The sequence below is a fragment of the Histidinibacterium aquaticum genome (assembly GCF_008710275.1).
Taxonomy (GTDB): domain Bacteria; phylum Pseudomonadota; class Alphaproteobacteria; order Rhodobacterales; family Rhodobacteraceae; genus Oceanicola; species Oceanicola aquaticus.
This window is the reverse complement of record NZ_VYQE01000004.1, coordinates 36,159-53,425: the sequence shown is the minus strand read 5'-3', so window position 1 is coordinate 53,425 and position 17,267 is coordinate 36,159. Positions and strand designations below refer to the sequence as shown.

The 17,267-nt window shown below is 67.1% G+C and carries 16 protein-coding genes; 15 read left to right on the top strand and 1 reads right to left on the bottom strand.

Annotation, left to right across the window (positions count from 1 at the left end):
* The first annotated feature begins 38 nt into the window (after positions 1 to 38).
* Both F3S47_RS12970 and F3S47_RS12965 read left to right on the top strand, forming a co-directional pair.
* The gene (locus tag F3S47_RS12970) at positions 39 to 1,043 is read left to right on the top strand and encodes a complex I NDUFA9 subunit family protein (RefSeq protein ID WP_150446158.1); all 1,005 of its coding nucleotides are present in this window, start codon (positions 39 to 41) and stop codon (positions 1,041 to 1,043) included.
* A complete protein-coding gene (locus F3S47_RS12965; protein WP_191090181.1) occupies positions 1,027 to 1,920 on the top strand; it encodes a c-type cytochrome domain-containing protein in 894 nt (297 codons plus the stop codon). Before F3S47_RS12970 ends, F3S47_RS12965 begins: the two co-directional genes overlap by 17 nt.
* A 4-nt stretch (positions 1,921 to 1,924) precedes the next feature.
* Here the strand turns inward: F3S47_RS12965 and F3S47_RS12960 are convergent, their stop codons facing one another.
* Positions 1,925 to 2,728, bottom strand: coding sequence for an undecaprenyl-diphosphate phosphatase (locus F3S47_RS12960; RefSeq protein WP_150445709.1), 804 nt, complete (start codon positions 2,726 to 2,728; stop codon positions 1,925 to 1,927).
* A 222-nt stretch (positions 2,729 to 2,950) separates the two neighbouring features.
* Here F3S47_RS12960 and F3S47_RS12955 point away from each other — a divergent pair, with 222 nt between their 5' ends.
* The 13 genes from F3S47_RS12955 to F3S47_RS12895 all read left to right on the top strand — a co-directional run bounded on the left by F3S47_RS12955 (position 2,951) and on the right by F3S47_RS12895 (position 17,260).
* Positions 2,951 to 4,441, top strand: a complete 1,491-nt coding sequence (locus tag F3S47_RS12955) for an NAD(P)-dependent oxidoreductase (protein ID WP_150445708.1) — start codon at positions 2,951 to 2,953, stop codon at positions 4,439 to 4,441.
* A 26-nt stretch (positions 4,442 to 4,467) separates the two neighbouring features.
* Positions 4,468 to 5,145, top strand: a complete 678-nt coding sequence (locus F3S47_RS12950) for a hypothetical protein (protein ID WP_150445707.1) — start codon at positions 4,468 to 4,470, stop codon at positions 5,143 to 5,145.
* Complete coding sequence (locus tag F3S47_RS12945) at positions 5,142 to 5,819, top strand: hypothetical protein (protein WP_150445706.1); 678 nt, start codon at positions 5,142 to 5,144, stop codon at positions 5,817 to 5,819. Before F3S47_RS12950 ends, F3S47_RS12945 begins: the two co-directional genes overlap by 4 nt.
* Entirely contained in the window at positions 5,816 to 6,514 is a 699-nt protein-coding gene (locus F3S47_RS12940; RefSeq protein ID WP_150445705.1) for a hypothetical protein, read from the top strand. Before F3S47_RS12945 ends, F3S47_RS12940 begins: the two co-directional genes overlap by 4 nt.
* Positions 6,511 to 6,936: a GFA family protein gene (locus F3S47_RS12935; RefSeq protein WP_150445704.1), complete on the top strand. Its 426-nt coding sequence runs from the start codon at positions 6,511 to 6,513 to the stop codon at positions 6,934 to 6,936. Before F3S47_RS12940 ends, F3S47_RS12935 begins: the two co-directional genes overlap by 4 nt.
* Before the next feature lie 3 nt (positions 6,937 to 6,939).
* A complete protein-coding gene (locus F3S47_RS12930; protein WP_150445703.1) occupies positions 6,940 to 7,356 on the top strand; it encodes a GFA family protein in 417 nt (138 codons plus the stop codon).
* Positions 7,357 to 7,375: 19 nt separating this feature from the next.
* Positions 7,376 to 11,914 carry a glutamate synthase large subunit gene (gltB, locus tag F3S47_RS12925; RefSeq protein ID WP_150445702.1) on the top strand — a complete coding sequence of 1,513 codons (4,539 nt, stop codon included), beginning with the start codon at positions 7,376 to 7,378 and terminating at the stop codon, positions 11,912 to 11,914.
* On the top strand, positions 11,911 to 12,180 hold the full coding sequence (locus tag F3S47_RS12920) for a putative quinol monooxygenase (protein ID WP_150445701.1): 270 nt from the start codon (positions 11,911 to 11,913) through the stop codon (positions 12,178 to 12,180). The genes gltB and F3S47_RS12920 overlap by 4 nt, the downstream gene beginning before the upstream one ends.
* Positions 12,181 to 12,381: 201 nt before the next feature.
* Positions 12,382 to 13,128: a monofunctional biosynthetic peptidoglycan transglycosylase gene (gene mtgA, locus F3S47_RS12915; protein ID WP_150445700.1), complete on the top strand. Its 747-nt coding sequence runs from the start codon at positions 12,382 to 12,384 to the stop codon at positions 13,126 to 13,128.
* A gap of 69 nt (positions 13,129 to 13,197) precedes the next feature.
* Positions 13,198 to 13,863, top strand: coding sequence for an FtsZ-binding protein FzlA (gene fzlA, locus F3S47_RS12910; protein WP_150445699.1), 666 nt, complete (start codon positions 13,198 to 13,200; stop codon positions 13,861 to 13,863).
* A gap of 76 nt (positions 13,864 to 13,939) precedes the next feature.
* Entirely contained in the window at positions 13,940 to 14,974 is a 1,035-nt protein-coding gene (queG, locus tag F3S47_RS12905; RefSeq protein ID WP_150446157.1) for a tRNA epoxyqueuosine(34) reductase QueG, read from the top strand.
* Between the two features lie 46 nt (positions 14,975 to 15,020).
* Positions 15,021 to 16,217 (top strand): PQQ-dependent sugar dehydrogenase, encoded by a 1,197-nt coding sequence (locus F3S47_RS12900; protein ID WP_150445698.1) that lies wholly within the window; start codon positions 15,021 to 15,023, stop codon positions 16,215 to 16,217.
* A gap of 89 nt (positions 16,218 to 16,306) precedes the next feature.
* The gene (locus F3S47_RS12895) at positions 16,307 to 17,260 is read left to right on the top strand and encodes a phosphatase domain-containing protein (protein ID WP_191090180.1); all 954 of its coding nucleotides are present in this window, start codon (positions 16,307 to 16,309) and stop codon (positions 17,258 to 17,260) included.
* Positions 17,261 to 17,267 lie beyond the last annotated feature (7 nt).

Genomic DNA, 17,267 nt, shown 5'->3' with positions numbered 1-17,267 from the left:
CGGTAGACCCGGCCCGGACACGACACCCGGAGGGCCCCATGTCCAAGCTCGTCACAATCTTTGGCGGTTCCGGTCTGGTCGGGCGGCACATCGCGCGCCGGCTCGCCGGGCAGGGCTGGCGGATCCGGGTGGCCTGCCGCAACCCGCACGAGGCCGGCTTCGTCCGGCCCTATGGCGTGGTCGGGCAGGTCGAGCCGGTCTTCTGCAATATCCGGGACGACGACTCGGTCGCGGCCGTCACGCGGGGCGCCGACGCGGTGGTCAACTGCGTGGGTGTCCTCGACGAGGTTGGCAAGAACACGTTCGACGCGGTCCAGGCCAAGGGGCCCGAGCGGATCGCGCGCATCTCCAAGGAGATGGGTGTGGAGCGCATCGTGCATGTCTCCGCCATCGGCGCCGATGCGGAGAGCGCCAGCGAATATGCCCGGACCAAGGCCGCCGGCGAGTCGGCGGTGCTCGAGCATCGGCCCGATGCCGTCATCCTGCGGCCCTCCATCGTCTTCGGCCCGGGCGATGGCTTTTTCAACCGCTTCGGGCAGATGGCGGCTCGGAGCCCAATTCTGCCGGTCGTCGGAGCGCAGACCAGGTTCCAGCCGGTCTACGTCGATGACGTCGCCCACGCCGCCGAGCTGGCGGTGCGCGGCAAGGCGGAGCCGGGGATCTATGAGCTCGGCGGTCCTGACGTGAATACCTTCCGCGAGCTGATGCAGTACATGCTCAAGGTCATCCACCGGCGCCGGGCGATCTTCCCGATGCCGTTCTGGATGGCGCGGATCGCCGCTGCCGGCTTCGGCGTGCTGCGGTTCCTGACCTTCGGGTTGTTCCGGGGCCCGATCTCGGCGGACCAGGTGGCTCAGCTGCGGCGCGACAATGTCGTGGCCGAGGGCGCGAAGGGGCTCAAGGACCTGGGGATTCAGCCGGCCTCTATGGAGGCGGTGCTGCCGGACTACCTGTGGCGGTTCCGTCCGTCGGGGCAGTACGACGCGATCAAGGATTCGGCCCAGAACCTCAAGGGCGGGTCGGGCCGTGCGGGGTTTTCCTGAGCCTCTGATCGCCCTGGGACTGGCCGCGGGCGCACCTGCGGCGGCCCAGACATGGGCGGATGTCGCGCCGATCTTCGAGGAGCGGTGCACGGTCTGCCACTCCGGAGAATTCGCACCTCTCGGCCTGCGGCTGGACAGCTTCGACTCCGCCGTCGCCGGCGGGGACAATGGGCCGGTCCTGTTTCCGGGCGAGCCGGAGGCCAGTCCGCTGGCGCGCCGTGTGCGCGGCGATACCGAACCGCGGATGCCGTTCGATGGGCCTCCTTGGCTCGAACCCGACCAGATCGCCCTGATCGAGGGCTGGATCGCGGCCGGTTTGCCCGAGGGTGGGCCGGTGGAGGCCAATCCGGAGGACGTTCCGACCTCACCGACCGGCGAGGTCTGGTTCGGCGAGATCGCCCCGATCCTCTCGCAACGCTGCGTGAAGTGCCATTCGGACCAGTCAATCCTCGGCGCCCCGCCGGAGGGGCTCGTCCTCGCGGACCATACGCGCGTCATTGCCGGTGGTGAGCGGGCCGTGGTCGTGCCCGGGCAACCGCAGCTCAGCCTGCTCTGGCGGCACGTCGCCGGACTGGAGGATCCGCGCATGCCTCTCGACGGGCCACCCTTCCTGAGTGACGAGGAGATCGCCTTGCTGGGCGACTGGATCGAGGGAGGCGCGCGGGACCAAGAAGGCAGCCCGGCCAGTCCGCCCGGCGGTGCGGAAGTCCGGATCGAGGGGACGCTGACCGCGCGGCAGGAAATCGACGGAGGCCGGTTCGAGGTCGCGGCGGACGCGCGGATCGAGGACGCGCTCACGGTCGGGCAGACCTACGAGATGCGCGGTACCCTCGGGGCGGACGGCACTGTCATCGCGACGCGGCTTCGCGCGCGTTGATCAGTCAGCTGTAGGCGATCCAGAGCAGCACGACGCCAAGGATGCATCTGTAGACGACGTAGGGCGTGAAGCTCACCGACTTCAGCAGCCGCATCATCAGGCTCAGGGCGAGCAGCGCTGAGACGAAGGCGAGCAGGGCGGCCACGGCCCCAGCCTGCGCCATGGCGATGTCGCCCGCGGCCCAGACCTCTGCGCCCAGTAGGATGCCAGAGGCGGCAATGGTCGGGATCGACATCAGCATGGCGAGCTTGGCGCCCGACTCGCGGTCGTAGCCGAGCCGCCGGGCGCCGGTGATCGTGATGCCGGAGCGGGAGGTGCCGGGGATCAGCGCCAGGACCTGCCAGAGACCCATGATGAGGGCATGCTTGAGGCTCCAGCGATCCGCCGTCCGATCTTCGGCCCCGGTCTGGTCCGCCCAGTAGAGGACCAGGCCGAAGATCAGCATGGTCCAGCCGATCACCGCGACGGATCGGAGGACCTCGGTCAGGTTGAAGACCGAAAGCAGCAGCCCGGCGATGACGACGGGGATCGTCGCGACGATGAGGCAGAGAGCAAGGAAGGCCCCCTGCGTATCGACCTTGCCGCGCAGGAGGCGGCCGAGTCCTCGGACGGCGAGGAAGACGTCGGTCCAGAAGTAGAGGATCACTGCGAAGAGCGTGCCGACGTGCACCGCGACGTCGATCGCCAGCCCCTGGTCCGCCATGCCGGTCAGCAGCGGCAGAAGGATCAGGTGACCGGAGGACGAGACAGGAAGGAACTCTGTGACGCCCTGGATGACGGCCACGAGGAAAAGGTGAAAAATCGGCATGGAGATCCTGCGAATCGCGACCGCCAACTTAACTCGTTCAGGGCCATACGAAAGACTGCATGTAGGTAACGATGCGGACCTAAATTCAGCGCTGACTTGAGGGCGCGGGCTGGCATTCGCGGCAAAATGTGCCCATATAGGTCAGTAACAGTGACTTTTCTTTCCCGCTGAACCTGTGTATGCGGACGCTCCAGACTCTCCGAGGCGAAAGGATCCGCAGTCGTGGCTTCCCAGAACATGCTGAAGTTCGTCACCGTCGGGCGGAACATGCCGGACAAGCGTCCCCCCGATCTGCGTCGGGCCGATTTTCGCGAGATTTATGGCGAGTTCGCGCGCGAGAAGGCGGGCGAGCAGGCCGGCCGGTGTTCGCAGTGCGGCGTGCCGTACTGTCAGACGCATTGCCCGCTGCACAACAACATCCCGGACTGGCTGCGCCTGACCGCCGAGGGCCGCCTGCAGGAGGCCTACGAGGTCAGTCAGGAAACCAACACTTTCCCCGAGATTTGCGGGCGGATCTGCCCGCAGGACCGGCTATGCGAGGGCAACTGCGTCATCGAGCAGTCCGGCCATGGCACCGTCACCATCGGCGCCGTCGAGAAATACATCACCGACACCGCGTGGGAGGAGGGCTGGGTGAAGCCCATTTCTCCCGCCCATGAGCGGAGCGAAAGCGTCGGCATTATCGGCGCGGGCCCCGGCGGCCTAGCCGCTGCAGACCGCCTGCGTCGCGAGGGCCTGCAGGTCACCGTCTACGATCGCTACGACCGCGGCGGCGGGCTGATGACCTACGGCATCCCCGGCTTCAAGCTCGAGAAGGAGGTCGTGATGAAGCGCATGACCCAGCTCGAGGAGGGCGGGGTCACCTTCCGGCTGAATTGCGATGTCGGGGTCGACATCGGGTTCGACGAGATCCGCGCCAAGCACGACGCCGTGCTGATCGCCACCGGCGTCTACAAGTCCCGCGACCTGCAAGGGCCGGGCTCTGGCTCCAAGGGGATCGTGCGGGCGATCGACTATCTCACCGCCTCGAACCGCGTGGCGAATTTCGGCGACACGGTCGAGGAATACGACAGCGGCGAACTCAACGCGAAGGGCAAGCGCGTGGTCGTCATCGGCGGCGGCGATACGGCGATGGACTGCGTCCGGACCGCCGTGCGCCAGGGCGCCGAGAGCGTGAAGTGTCTCTACCGCCGCGACCGGTCGAACATGCCCGGCTCGCAGCGCGAGGTCGCCAATGCCGAGGAGGAGGGCGTCGAGTTCGTCTGGCTCTCCGCCCCCAAGGGCTTCACTGCCGGCGGCGGGCACGAGGGCGCCGTAGGCGGGGTCGTGGCCGAGGGTCCGGGCGAGGGTTCGGTCGCCGGCGTCATGGTCCACAAGATGCGCCTCGGCCAGCCAGATGCCACCGGCCGCCAGAGCCCCGAAATCATCGAGGGCGCCGACTATGTCGAGGACGCCGACCTCGTGATCAAGGCGTTGGGTTTCGAGCCCGAGGAGCTGCCGACGCTCTGGGGTGTCGAGGGGCTGGAAGTGACCCGTTGGGGTACCATCAAGGCCGAGTTCGGCACGGGCGCGACCTCGCTGCCGGGCGTCTATGCCGCGGGTGACATCGTGCGGGGCGCCTCGCTGGTGGTCTGGGCAATCCGCGACGGACGCGATACCGCGGACGCGATCCTCGCCCAGCTCGACCAGCCGGCCTCGGTCGCCGCCGAGTGACACGGACCGTTCGGATGGGATCGGGGATGCGCTGGACGACGGTTCTCTGCATGCTCGCCGCGGCGCCCGTGGCGAGCCAGACCTTCGTGCCGCCCGAGGGCTGCACGGGGACCCTGACCGTGCAACAGAAGCAGTGCCTCGTGACCCACGTCTGGACATGCGAGGCCGATCCCGCCGGAATGCAGTGGGTCGCGCTTCTGGGTGAGAACGGTCCGATCCAGGTGAAGCAGGTCGACGCCGAGTTCCAATGGCTGACGACCTACTACTTCGCCCCGCCGCGGAGCCGGGTCATGCAGACGCCGGCCCCCGATCCGGAAAGCCTGACGGAGCTCTTCGCCTCGTCCTACGACACCTACGACTTCACCGTGGTCCCGCAGGAGGGCGAGGTGCCGCGCCGATACGTGGGCTTCGACCGGTTGACGGGCGAGACCGTCATCGACGGCGAGCCGCTGGGAACCACGGCTTTCGGCTTCACCGTCTACGACCCGGAGGGCGAGGTGATCGACGGGCTCGAGGGGCGGCAGTACGTGTCCGAGCGGCACCGCCTATTCCTCCTGGGCGAGAGCTGGCCCCCGGGCAAGCCGGAGGAGGCGACGGACGCCTCGCCGGTGGAATTCGTCTACCCGGGCGAGGAGGGGTTTCTCGCGCTCGAACCGCGCTACGGCTGCGACGTCGTGATGTCGTCGCTGGAGGCACTCCGATGAGATACGCCGCTCTCCTTTGCCTGCTTGCGGCACCCGCCGGGGCGCAGAGCTTTTCATTGCCGCAGGGATGCGACGCCTTCCTGACGGTGCAGTCGCGGTCCTGCACGGTCGGGCACCACTTCGTCTGCGAAGGCGACCCCGAGGGACTGCAGCGCCGGGCGGTGCTTGGCGAGGACGGGCTGGAGTTCGTCGGAGCCATCGACGCCGAGACCCAGTGGATCGAGAGCCACTTCATGACGAGCGGCCACAGCGAGCGGCTGGAGGAGGCCCCGCGCGACCCGGCCTCCTTCACGGAGCTTCTGGAGACGGGCGAGGACACCTACGATTTCCGCACGATCTCGCCCGAGATCGGCGAGACGCGCTACGTGGGCCGTGACGGCCTGACCGGTGTGACCGAGACCATCGACGGCGTGACACTGCAGCAGACCGAATACTCCATCGTGGTCTACGGCCCCGGCGGTGAAGAAGAGTGGCGCGCTTCGGGTAACGAGTGGATTTCCACCGACTTCCGCATGTTTCTCTCGGGGACGAGCACAATCACGACGCCGGACGACGAGTGGGAGAGTGACGAATCTCCCGTTGAGTTCATATTTCCGGGAGAGCCCGGTTTCCTGTCTTCCAATCCGAAGTACGACTGCGGGGCCATGATGTCGAAACTGGAGATCGCCAAATGATCCGCCTCGCCCTTCCCCTTGCCATGCTGGCCTCCCCGCTCGCCGCGCAGACCTGGACGCCGCCCGAGGGCTGCACCGGGTTCCTGACCGTGCAGCAGCGCGGCTGCATGATGTCGAACCACTACACCTGCGAGGGCGACCCCGAAGGCCACCAGTGGCGCGTCGATTTCGTCGAGCAGGGCCCCGTCTTCGCCAGCCGCATCAACTCCGAGACCGAGTGGGTTGAGAGCCTCGGCCTTGTCACCGGCACGCGGTCCGTTCTCGAGGAAGACCCCGAGGATCCCGCCTCCCTGACCGAGCTGCTGGAAAGCGGCATCGACACCTACGACTTTGTCACGATCACCGAGACGCTGGACGAAGAGGGCTCGGAAGAGACCCGTTATCGCGGCGCCGACGTGCTGACCGGAGAGACGGTGGAGATCGACGGCCACGAGCTGCTCGCCATGACCTACACCACCGAGGTCAAGGAAGAGGGCGCCGACTGGACCCGCCAGGAGGGCACGAACTACGTCATGGAGGACGAGCGCCTCTTCCTGCCGGGCACCTCCGCCCAGGTGAACGAGGACGGTACGATGGGGCCCGAGCGGGACAACCGCCCGGTGCAGATCATCGAGCCCGGCGAGGAAGGCTTCTTCGCCAGCGAGCCGATCTACGACTGCGGCGTGCAGGACATCAGCCTCGAGGTGACCGAGTGATCGAGGGCCGCTGCCTCTGCGGAGACGTCCGGATACGGGCCGAGGCCGACTTGGGCGGCATCTCGGCCTGTTTCTGCGACCTCTGTTCCCGCTGGGGCGGCGGCGTCCAGATGGGCGTCGAGGTTCCGGCCAAGGCCGTGACCTCCGAGGGTCCGATCAAGACGCACAGGTCGTCTCGCCTGGCCGAGCGGGCCTGGTGCGATACCTGCGGCAGCGCGGTCTGGTTCCGGTACGTGGATGGCCCGGACACGGGCTACCTCGAACTCTCGCCAGGTCTTTTCGACGCCGCGGGCGGGTCGCGGGTGACCACCTGCGTCTACTCCGACCGCGCCATCCCGGGCCTCACCTTTGGGCCGGAGGTCGAGCAGATACCGCAAGCGGCCTACGACGCCACCCACCCCAACCTCAACCGGGAGGGCTGAGCCATGGCGCGAACCGGCAAGTGCCTCTGCGGCGCGGTGCGTTTCAGTGCGAGGGAGACCGGCGGCTTCGGTGTCTGCCACTGCAGCCAGTGCCAGCGCTGGGCGGGCTCGGCGCTCTTCGGCGTCACGGTGCCCGAGGCGTCGCTCCGGATCGAGGGCGAGGAAAATGTCGGGACCTTCCGCTCGTCCGAGTGGGCGAGCCGGTCCTTCTGCACCACCTGCGGGTCGGCGCTGTGGTATAGATACGACAAGGGGCGCGACGGCGTGGGCGACTACGAGATCCCCGTCGGCCTCTTTGACGACGGCAACGGATTCGAACTCAAGCGCGAGATCTTCGCGGACCTGAAACCGGACAGCTGGTCGCTCGAAGGAGAGCACGACCGCCTGACCGAAGCCCAGACACGTGCCCTCTACGGGTGACGACGCAAGGAGCCTGACCATGACCAAGTACGATGCCGATTGGGCCCGCGCCGAGGAAGCGAAGCGCAAGTGGATGGCCGAGAACTCGATGTTCCGGGCCGAGGACGAACATGCCTCCTGCGGGGTTGGCCTCGTCGTCTCTATCGACGGCAAGAGCTCTCGCCAGGTGGTCGAGAACGGCATCCAGGCGTTGAAGGCCGTCTGGCACCGCGGCGCGGTCGACGCCGACGGACGGACCGGTGACGGGGCCGGCATCCACGTCCAGATCCCGGTGCAGTTCTTCTACGACCAGATCCGCCGCACCGGCCACGAGCCGCGGATGGATCAGCTCATGGCCGTGGGCCAGGTCTTCCTGCCGCGTACCGATTTCGGCGCGCAAGAGACCTGCCGGACCATCGTCGAGACCGAGGTCCTGCGGATGGGCTACTACATCTACGGCTGGCGGCACGTCCCGGTGAACATCGGCGTGCTGGGCGACAAGGCCAACGCGACCCGTCCCGAGATCGAGCAGATCCTGATCTCGAACTCGAAGGGCGTGGACGAGGAAACCTTCGAGCGCGAGCTCTACGTGATCCGACGCCGCATCGAGAAGGCCGCGGCCGCCGCTCAGGTGCCGCAGCTCTACCTCTGCTCGCTCTCCTGCCGGTCGATCATCTACAAGGGCATGATGCTCGCGCAGGACGTGGCCGAGTTCTACCGCGACCTGCTGGACGAACGCTTCGAGAGCGCTTTCGCGATCTACCACCAGCGCTATTCCACCAACACCTTCCCGCAGTGGTGGCTGGCGCAGCCCTTCCGGATGCTCGCGCATAACGGCGAGATCAACACGCTGAAGGGCAACCTGAACTGGATGAAGAGCCACGAGATCCGGATGGCTTCGGCCACGTTCGGAGACATGGCGGGTGACATCAAACCCATCGTGGCGCAGGGCTCCTCGGACTCCGCCGCGCTCGACGCCGTCTTCGAGGTACTCGTGCGCTCGGGCCGCAGCGCGCCGATGGCGAAGACACTGCTGGTGCCCGAGAGCTGGTCCAAGCAGGCCGAGGAGCTGCCACAAGCCTGGCGCGACATGTACGCCTATTGCAACGCGGTGATGGAGCCCTGGGACGGGCCCGCTGCGCTTGCCATGACCGATGGTCGCTGGGTCTGCGGCGGCCTCGACCGGAACGGACTGCGGCCGATGCGTTACGTCGTTACCGGGGACAACCTGCTGATCGCCGGCTCCGAGGCGGGCATGGTGCCCATCGACGAGAAGACGGTGAAGGAGAAGGGCGCGCTCGGCCCGGGCCAGATGATTGCCGTCGACATGGAGGAGCACAAGCTCTTCCACGACACCGAGATCAAGGACCGTCTCGCCTCCGCCCAGCCCTTCGGTGACTGGGTCGGCAAGATCAACGAACTCGACGATCTGCTGGCCGCGGCAACCGAGAAGCCGATCTTCACCGGAGCCGACCTGCGCCGCCGGCAGATCGCGGCGGGCTATACCGTGGAGGAGCTGGAGCAGATCCTCGCCCCCATGGCCGAGGACGGGAAAGAGGCCATCGCCTCCATGGGCGACGACACGCCGCCCGCGGTGCTCTCCGAGCGCTACCGACCGCTCAGCCACTATTTTCGGCAGAACTTCAGCCAGGTGACGAACCCGCCGATCGACTCCCTGCGCGAGTACCGGGTGATGTCGCTCAAGACGCGCTTCGGCAACCTGAAGAACGTCCTAGACGAGGATAGCTCGCAGACCGAGATCCTCGTGCTCGACAGTCCCTTCGTGGGCAACGCGCAGTGGGAGTCGCTGAAGGTCGCCTTCAACTCGCCCTGCACCGAGATCGATTGCACCTTCCCGCTCGGCGGGGGCAAGAACGCCCTCCGCGACGGGCTGGACCGGATCCGGGCCGAAGCCGAGGACGCCGTGCGCTCGGGCGCAGGGCACATCATTCTGACGGACCAGCACGCGAACGAGGACATGGTGGCGATGCCGATGATCCTCGCGACGTCGGCCGTTCACAGCTGGCTGACGCGCAAGGGGCTCCGGACCTTCACCTCGCTCAACGTGCGCTCGGCCGAGTGCATCGACCCGCACTACTTCGCGGTGCTGATCGCCTGCGGCGCGACGGTCGTGAACGCCTATCTCGCCGAGGACAGCCTCGCCGACCGGATCGACCGAGGCCTTCTGGACTGCTCCCTGACCGAAGCGGTGGCGCGCTACCGCAAGGCCATCGACCTCGGCATTCTCAAGATCATGTCGAAGATGGGGATCTCGGTCGTCTCGTCCTACCGGGGCGGCCTGAACTTCGAGGCCGTGGGTCTCTCCCGCGCGATGGTGGCGGAGTATTTCCCCGGGATGCACAGCCGGATCTCCGGCATCGGCGTCTCCGGCATCCAGAAGAAGGCCGAGGAGGTCCACCAGCTTGGCTTCCGTGGCGGGCGCGACGTGCTCCCCATCGGCGGCTTCTACAAGTCGCGCAAGTCGGGCGAGAGCCACGCCTGGCAGGCGACGAGCATGCACATGATGCAGTCCGCCTGCGACCGGGCCTCCTTCGAAATCTGGAAGCAATACTCCCAGATGATGACCAAGGCGAAGCCGATCCACCTGCGCGACCTGCTGGCGATCAAGCCGATGGGTGAGCCGGTGCCTATCGAGGAGGTCGAAAGCATCACCTCGATCCGCAAGCGCTTCGTCACGCCGGGCATGTCGCTCGGGGCGCTCAGCCCGGAAGCGCACAAGACGCTCAACGTCGCGATGAACCGCATCGGCGCCAAGTCCGACAGCGGCGAGGGTGGCGAGGACCCGGCGCACTTCGTGCCCGAACCCAACGGCGACAACCCTTCGGCGAAGATCAAGCAGGTAGCCTCGGGCCGCTTCGGCGTGACGGCGGAATACCTGAACCAGTGCGAGGAGCTCGAGATCAAGGTCGCCCAGGGTGCCAAGCCCGGCGAGGGTGGCCAGCTGCCCGGCATGAAGGTCACGGACCTGATCGCGCGGCTTCGGCACTCGACCAAGGGCGTCACGCTGATCTCGCCGCCGCCGCACCACGACATCTACTCGATCGAGGACCTCGCGCAGCTCATCTACGATCTCAAGCAGATCAACCCGCGCGCCAAGGTCACGGTCAAGCTGGTGGCCTCCTCGGGCGTCGGCACCATCGCGGCGGGTGTCGCGAAGGCCAAGGCCGACGTGATCCTGATCTCGGGCCACAACGGCGGCACCGGCGCGAGCCCCGCGACCTCGATCAAGTACGCCGGCCTGCCCTGGGAGATGGGCCTCACCGAGGCGCACCAGGTGCTGGCGATGAACAATCTGCGCGACCGGGTGACCCTGCGCACCGACGGCGGCCTGCGGACCGGACGCGACATCGTCATGGCGGCGATGATGGGGGCCGAGGAATATGGCATCGGCACCGCGGCGCTCATTGCGATGGGCTGCATCATGGTCCGCCAGTGCCAGTCGAACACCTGCCCGGTGGGCGTCTGCACCCAGGACGACCGCCTCAGGGCCAAGTTCACCGGCAACGCCGACAAGGTGGTGAACCTCATCACGTTCTACGCCTCCGAGGTTCGCGAGATCCTCGCCTCCATCGGCGCGCGCAGCCTCGACGAGGTGATCGGCCGGGCCGACCTGCTGACGCAGGTCTCGCGCGGTGCGGCGCACCTGGACGACCTGGACTTGAACCCGCTGCTCATCACCGTCGATGGCGCGGAGCACATCACTTACGACCGCACCAAGCCGCGGAACGACGTGCTCGACACGCTCGACTCCGAGATCATCAAGGACGCCGCGCGCTTCCTCGAGGATGGCGAGAAGATGCAGCTGCAATACGCGGTACAGAACACGCTCCGGACCATCGGCACGCGCACGTCGAGCCACGTCGTCCGCCGGTTCGGTATGCGTAACGACCTGCAGCCGGACCACCTGACGGTGAAGCTGAACGGCTCGGCCGGCCAGTCGCTGGGAGCTTTCCTCGCCCCCGGCCTGAAGCTGGAAGTGTCGGGCGATGCCAATGACTACGTCGGCAAGGGCCTCTCGGGGGGCACCGTCGTTGTGCGGCCACCGATGGCCTCTCCTCTGGTCGCCTCCGAAAACACGATCATCGGCAATACCGTCCTCTACGGCGCCACGGGCGGCTACCTCTTCGCTGCCGGTCGTGCCGGAGAGCGGTTCTGTGTCCGCAACTCGGGTGCGCATGTCGTGATCGAAGGCTGCGGCACCAATGGCTGCGAGTACATGACCGGCGGCGTCGCCGTGATTCTGGGGCCGATCGGCGCCAACTTCGGCGCGGGCATGACCGGCGGCATGGCCTACCTCTACGACCCGGAGGGGGCGGCCGAAAAGCTGCTCAACATGGAAACGCTCGTTACCTGCCCGGTGTCGACCGATCACTGGGAGGCAGAGGTCCGCGGCCTGGTGGAGCGACATGCCGAGGAAACCGGCTCCCGCAAGGCCAAGGACATCCTGCAGCACTGGGAGGAGGAACTCGGCAACTTCGTGCAGATCTGCCCGAAGGAGATGCTCGACAAGCTCGCCCATCCGCTCGGAATCGAGACGGCCAAGGTGCCCGCGGAATGATCGCGGTCACCGGTCACCTCTACTGCGCGGACGAGAGCGAAGCCGAGGTCGTCCGCGCGCATCTGCCCGAGCACATGCGCCTGACGAAGCAGGAGCCCGGCTGCCTCAAGTTCGAGGTCGAGCAGGTCGACCCGCTGACATGGAGCGTCGACGAGCGGTTCGCCGACAGGGATTCGTTCGAGGCCCACAAGGCCCGGGCCGGCGGCAGCGATTGGGGCAGGGCGACCGCTGGCATCGACAGGAACTTCGACGTGTCGGAACTCTGAGCACGTCGTTTCGAATTGGGGGCCATCCGTCGCCGGATGGCCCCGGTTGTTTCCAAATCCGGCCAGATTCGGCGGCAAGAATAAGATCCGTTCACAGCTCCGCAACCGGAGGCGGCAGGACGGAATGGTCAGCATCGAAATCGAGGCCGGGCGAGATCGCGTGACACTCACGCTAAAGCCTCGGCGGGCAGTGCGAGCAGAATGGCAAAGCGCGCAAAAAAGTCACAAAGTTCAAAGTCTTCCAAGCCGGCTGACAGGGGGCCGGGACCCCTCGCCCGGGTTCGGCGTTGGACGCTCAGGCTTATATTGGGGGCGTGTGTGCTGACCTTTCTCATCGTGTCGCTGTTCGCGGTCGTGGATCCGCCGACGACACCCTACATGATACAGGAGACGCACCGTCTCGACCGTCCCGTGACCCGCGAGTGGGTCGATATGGAGGACATCGCGCCGGTCATGGCGCGCGCCGCCGTCGCGGCCGAGGACGCCGATTTCTGCCGTCACTGGGGCCTCGACGTCACCGCGATCCGGGCCGCGATGGAAGACGGCGGCAAGAGGGGCGGCTCGACGATCTCGCAGCAGGTCGTGAAGAACCTCTTTCTCTGGCACGGTCGCTCGTATGTCAGGAAGGCGCTCGAAGCGGGACTGACTCCCGTCATGGAGGCGGTCTGGCCTAAGCGTCGGATTCTCGAGGTGTATCTCAACATCGCCGAGTTCGACGAAGGGATCTTCGGCGTCGAGGCGGCGTCCCAGCATTACTTCGGGATTCCCGCTTCCGAGCTGTCGCCGACGCAGGCTGGCCTGCTCGCCTCGCTTCTGCCCGCGCCGAAGGTCCGCTCCGCCTCCGAGCCGAGCAGCGAGCTCCGCGACCGGGCCGGACAGATCGTCGACGGTGCCGCGACTATCGCCCGCGATGGTCGTGCGGCCTGCTTCGAGATGACTGCAGGCTGAGCCGCTGTTGAAGCTACGTACGTTTCGCGGCAAGAGAAGCGTCAGGCAATTTGCGATTGGCGTCCGCCGATGAACAGGCTCTACCACTACCCGCTCTCCCCATTTTCCCGGAAGGTCCGGCTCACGCTGGCTGAGAAGCGGATCGAGGTAGAGCTGGTCGAGGAGCGGTACTGGGAAAAGGACCCCGACTTCCTCCGCCGAAACCCGGCCGGCAAGGTGCCGGTGCTCAAGATGGGCAACCGGATGCTCGCGGAAAGCGGGGCGATCTGCGAGTACCTCGAAGAGCTGCACCCCGACCCGCCGCTTCTTCCGAAGAGCCCCGAAAGCCGGTACGAGGCGCGCCGGCTCGTCGCCTGGTTCGACGACAAGTTCTATTCCGAAGTCACCAGCCGCCTGATGGGCGAGCGCGTTTTCCGCAAGGTGATGGGCACCGGCTATCCGGACAGCGCGAACGTCAAGGCGGGCGCGCGCGCCATTAAGGAACACCTCGACTATATGCACTGGTTGCTGGATCAGCGCCGCTGGCTGGCGGGGAACGAGATGACGCTCGCCGATTTCGCCGCTGCCGCGCATCTGAGCTGCCTGGACTACGTCTCGGACGTGGACTGGAACCGGTCCGAGACGGTCAAGGACTGGTACGCCAAGATCAAGTCGCGCCCGGCCTTCCGCTCGATCCTCGCCGACCAGGTGCCCGGCTTTCCGCCGCCTGCGCACTACGCCGACCTCGACTTCTGAGACCGGCCGGGGAGGGGGCGCTGCCCCCGCCGCCGCTGCGCGGCAGCCCCCCGAGGGTATTTGGAGCTAGATGAAGATGGAGTCGCTGAAGGAGAGGCTGAGGCAGGCCGCCCTGGATGCGGGCTTTACCAAGATGGGCGTCTGTCGGCCGGACGCCATTCCGGATGCGGCGGGGCGGCTCGACCGGTTTCTCGAGGAGGGACGACACGGACAGATGGCCTGGATGGAGGCGCGCAAGCACTGGCGCGGCGATCCTGCGACGCTCTGGCCAGAGGCGCGGTCCGTGGTGATGCTGGCGGAGGCCTATACCCCGGAGCATGATCCTCTCGAGGTGCTAGACGAGGCCGACCGCGGGGCGATCAGCGTCTACGCCCAGGGGCGCGACTACCACGACGTGGTGAAGAAGCGGTTGAAGCGGGTCGGGCGCTGGCTGCTCGAGCAGGAGCCCGAGCACGAGATCAAGGTCTTCGTGGATACGGCCCCGGTGATGGAAAAGCCCCTCGCGGAAGCGGCGGGCCTTGGCTGGCAGGGCAAGCATACCAACCTGCTCGGCCGGGACCTGGGAAACTGGATCTTCCTGGGCGCCATCTTCACGACGGTCGAGCTGGAGCCGGACGCGCGCGAGACGGAACACTGCGGGAGCTGCACCCGCTGCCTCGACATCTGTCCCACGGAGGCCTTTCCGGCGCCCTTCCAGCTCGATGCGCGCCGATGCATTTCCTACCTCACGATCGAGCACGACGGGCCGGTCCCGGAGGAGCTGCGTGGCAAGATGGGCAACCGCATCTACGGCTGCGACGATTGCCTCGCGATCTGCCCGTGGAACAAGTTCGCACAGGAGGCGAGCGACATGCGGTATCTCCGCACCGAGGGGCCGCCGCCGTTGGCGGAACTCGCCGAGCTCGACGACGCGTCCTTCCGCCGTCGCTTTTCGGGATCGCCGATCAAGCGGATCGGGGTGAACCGCTTTCTGCGCAACGTCCTGTACGCCATTGGCAATTCCGGTGATCCGTCGCTTCTACCCTCCGCAGAAGGTCTCATGGGGTCGGAGGACGCGACGGTGGCGGAGGCCGCGGCCTGGGCTGCGGCAAGGCTGCGGAACCGGCCTTGACCGGAGAGGGTTGCACCGAGGACCCTGAAAGGATCGGACCTTCGCCATGCGCAGACTGACAACCGCCCTCGCCCTGACCTTCCCCGCCATGGCCTGCGCGCAGGACGGGCCGGTCGAACAGGGCGCCGCCAATGCCGACTTCCAGCCCGCCTTCGAGGCACAGACCCGGGCGCCCGCCCTGGACGGGCCGGAGGTCGAGGTTACCACCTTCGCCGACGGACTCGTCCACCCATGGGGGATCGCGCGCCTGCCCGACGGCGGTTATCTCGTGACGGAGCGCCCCGGCCGGCTGCGGACCGTCGGCGAGGACGGAACTCTCTCGGACCCGATCGCGGGCGTGCCGGATGTCGACAACCGCTCGCAGGGCGGGCTGCTCGACGTCGCGGTGGCTCCCGACTTCGCCGAGAGCCGGGAGGTCTACCTGACCTACGCCAAGCGCGTGGAGGGTGGGACCATGACGGCCGCCGCTAAGGGAAGCCTCTCCGAGGACGGAACGACGCTGCAGGGGGTCACCGACATCTTCGTGCAGCAGCCCCCGTCGGGCAACCCGATGCACTATGGCAGCCGTATCGTCTTCGGTGCGGACGAAGAGACAGTCTGGATCACCACGGGCGAGCATTTCTCGCGCGCCGACCGCCAGCTCGCGCAGGACCTTGATACGACCTACGGCAAGGTCGTCCGGCTCACGGCCGAGGACGGCACGCCGCCGGACGACAATCCCTTCGTCGACGAGGACGCGCTCGACGCGATCTGGTCCTATGGCCACCGCAACATTCAGGGCGCGGCCGTGCACCCCGAGAGCGGCAACCTCTGGACGATCGAACACGGGCCGGCGGGCGGTGACGAGCTGAACCGGCCGGAAGCCGGGCTCAACTACGGCTGGCCGGTTATTTCCTACGGTATCAACTACAGCGGCAGCGAGGTGGGCTCGGGCGATGCCGTGCAGGAGGGGATGGAGCAACCCGTCTACTACTGGGACCCGGTCATCGCGCCGGGCGGCATGATCTGGTACGAGGGCGACCTGTTTCCGGAATGGCAGGGCGATCTTCTCATCGGCGGCCTCGTCGCCTCCGCGGTGGTGCGTCTCGAGGTCGACATCGATGCGGCCCGCGTCACCGGCGAGGAGCGGATCGCGGAAGGCATTGGTCGGGTGCGCGATGTCGTGGAAGCTCCCGACGGCTCGGTCCTGACCCTGATCGATGCGCCGGACGGCACGATCAAACGGTTGTCTCCCGCATCATGACATGGAGGGCACGCCTCGCCCGGGTGGCAACCCGGATTGAGCGCGGCGTGGACCGGCTCAGGAACAATGGGCGACCCGGCGACCCACCGGTGATCGACCCTTACGTCGGCTACGCGACCTCGGACACGATCGTGTTGCGCGGACGTGTGCTGACGGCGCTGCGGCGTGGTGCGCCCCGGCCGGAGCAGGGGCGGCTCACGAACTTTCGCCAGATGGTCCGGCTGTTTCTCACGAACGAGGTCTCGGACGTGGTACTCGCCGCCCGCGGCGTCGAGGCGCACAGCGACGAGGAGGGGTACTTCGTCCTTCGCGTTCCCCGGAAGCCCGGAGAAGAAGGCTGGATCGAGATCCCGGTGCGCGAAATCGGCCATGTCCAGAGCCCCGGCGCGGAGCCCGTGCCCTGGGAGGGCGACCAGAGCGAAGAGCGGCGGCTCTCGGCCTACCTTCCCGGCGACAACGCGAAGCGGGGCATCATCTCCGATATCGATGACACCATGCTGGAGACCGGGGCCTGGCGGGCGTCCCGGATGCTCTGGACCTCGCTGACCGGGAACGTGCACACGCGCAGGATTTTCGATGATGCGGTGCGGCTGATGGATCTCCTCAGCCGGGAGGGGCGCGACCCTGTCTTCTACGTCAGTTCCTCGCCCTGGAACCTCCACGATTTTCTGTACCGCCTGTTCGAGCGGCACGGGCTGGTTCTCGGGCCCTTCTTCCTGCGCGACCTGGGCGTGGCGGAGGACAAGTTCATCACCGCCAACCACGGCGAGCACAAGGCGCGGTCGATCGACACCATCCTCTCCGCCAACCCGAGCCTGCCCTTCGTGCTGGTGGGGGACACCGGCCAGCACGACGCCGAGATCTACGCCGCGGCCGCGCGACGTCATCCGGGACGAGTCAAGCGGGTGATCCTCAGGGCACCGGGCCGGGGCGCCGATGCCGCGGACATGGTCCATATCCGGACGCTGCGATCCAAGGGGATTCCGGTCCACGTGGGTCCCGACTTCTCGGAAGCACTGGAAGCCCTCGGCGCGGAGGCGTAAGCCGCTC

Coding starts and splice junctions, on each gene's coding strand:
- F3S47_RS12945 (WP_150445706.1), top strand. CDS start 5,142: ATGAGATACGCCGCTCTCCTTTGCCTGCTTGCGGCACCCGCCGGGGCG.
- F3S47_RS12920 (WP_150445701.1), top strand. CDS start 11,911: ATGATCGCGGTCACCGGTCACCTCTACTGCGCGGACGAGAGCGAAGCC.
- F3S47_RS12930 (WP_150445703.1), top strand. CDS start 6,940: ATGGCGCGAACCGGCAAGTGCCTCTGCGGCGCGGTGCGTTTCAGTGCG.
- queG (WP_150446157.1), top strand. CDS start 13,940: ATGGAGTCGCTGAAGGAGAGGCTGAGGCAGGCCGCCCTGGATGCGGGC.
- fzlA (WP_150445699.1), top strand. CDS start 13,198: ATGAACAGGCTCTACCACTACCCGCTCTCCCCATTTTCCCGGAAGGTC.
- gltB (WP_150445702.1), top strand. CDS start 7,376: ATGACCAAGTACGATGCCGATTGGGCCCGCGCCGAGGAAGCGAAGCGC.
- F3S47_RS12970 (WP_150446158.1), top strand. CDS start 39: ATGTCCAAGCTCGTCACAATCTTTGGCGGTTCCGGTCTGGTCGGGCGG.
- F3S47_RS12950 (WP_150445707.1), top strand. CDS start 4,468: ATGCGCTGGACGACGGTTCTCTGCATGCTCGCCGCGGCGCCCGTGGCG.
- F3S47_RS12940 (WP_150445705.1), top strand. CDS start 5,816: ATGATCCGCCTCGCCCTTCCCCTTGCCATGCTGGCCTCCCCGCTCGCC.
- mtgA (WP_150445700.1), top strand. CDS start 12,382: ATGGCAAAGCGCGCAAAAAAGTCACAAAGTTCAAAGTCTTCCAAGCCG.
- F3S47_RS12900 (WP_150445698.1), top strand. CDS start 15,021: ATGCGCAGACTGACAACCGCCCTCGCCCTGACCTTCCCCGCCATGGCC.
- F3S47_RS12960 (WP_150445709.1), bottom strand. CDS start 2,728: ATGCCGATTTTTCACCTTTTCCTCGTGGCCGTCATCCAGGGCGTCACA.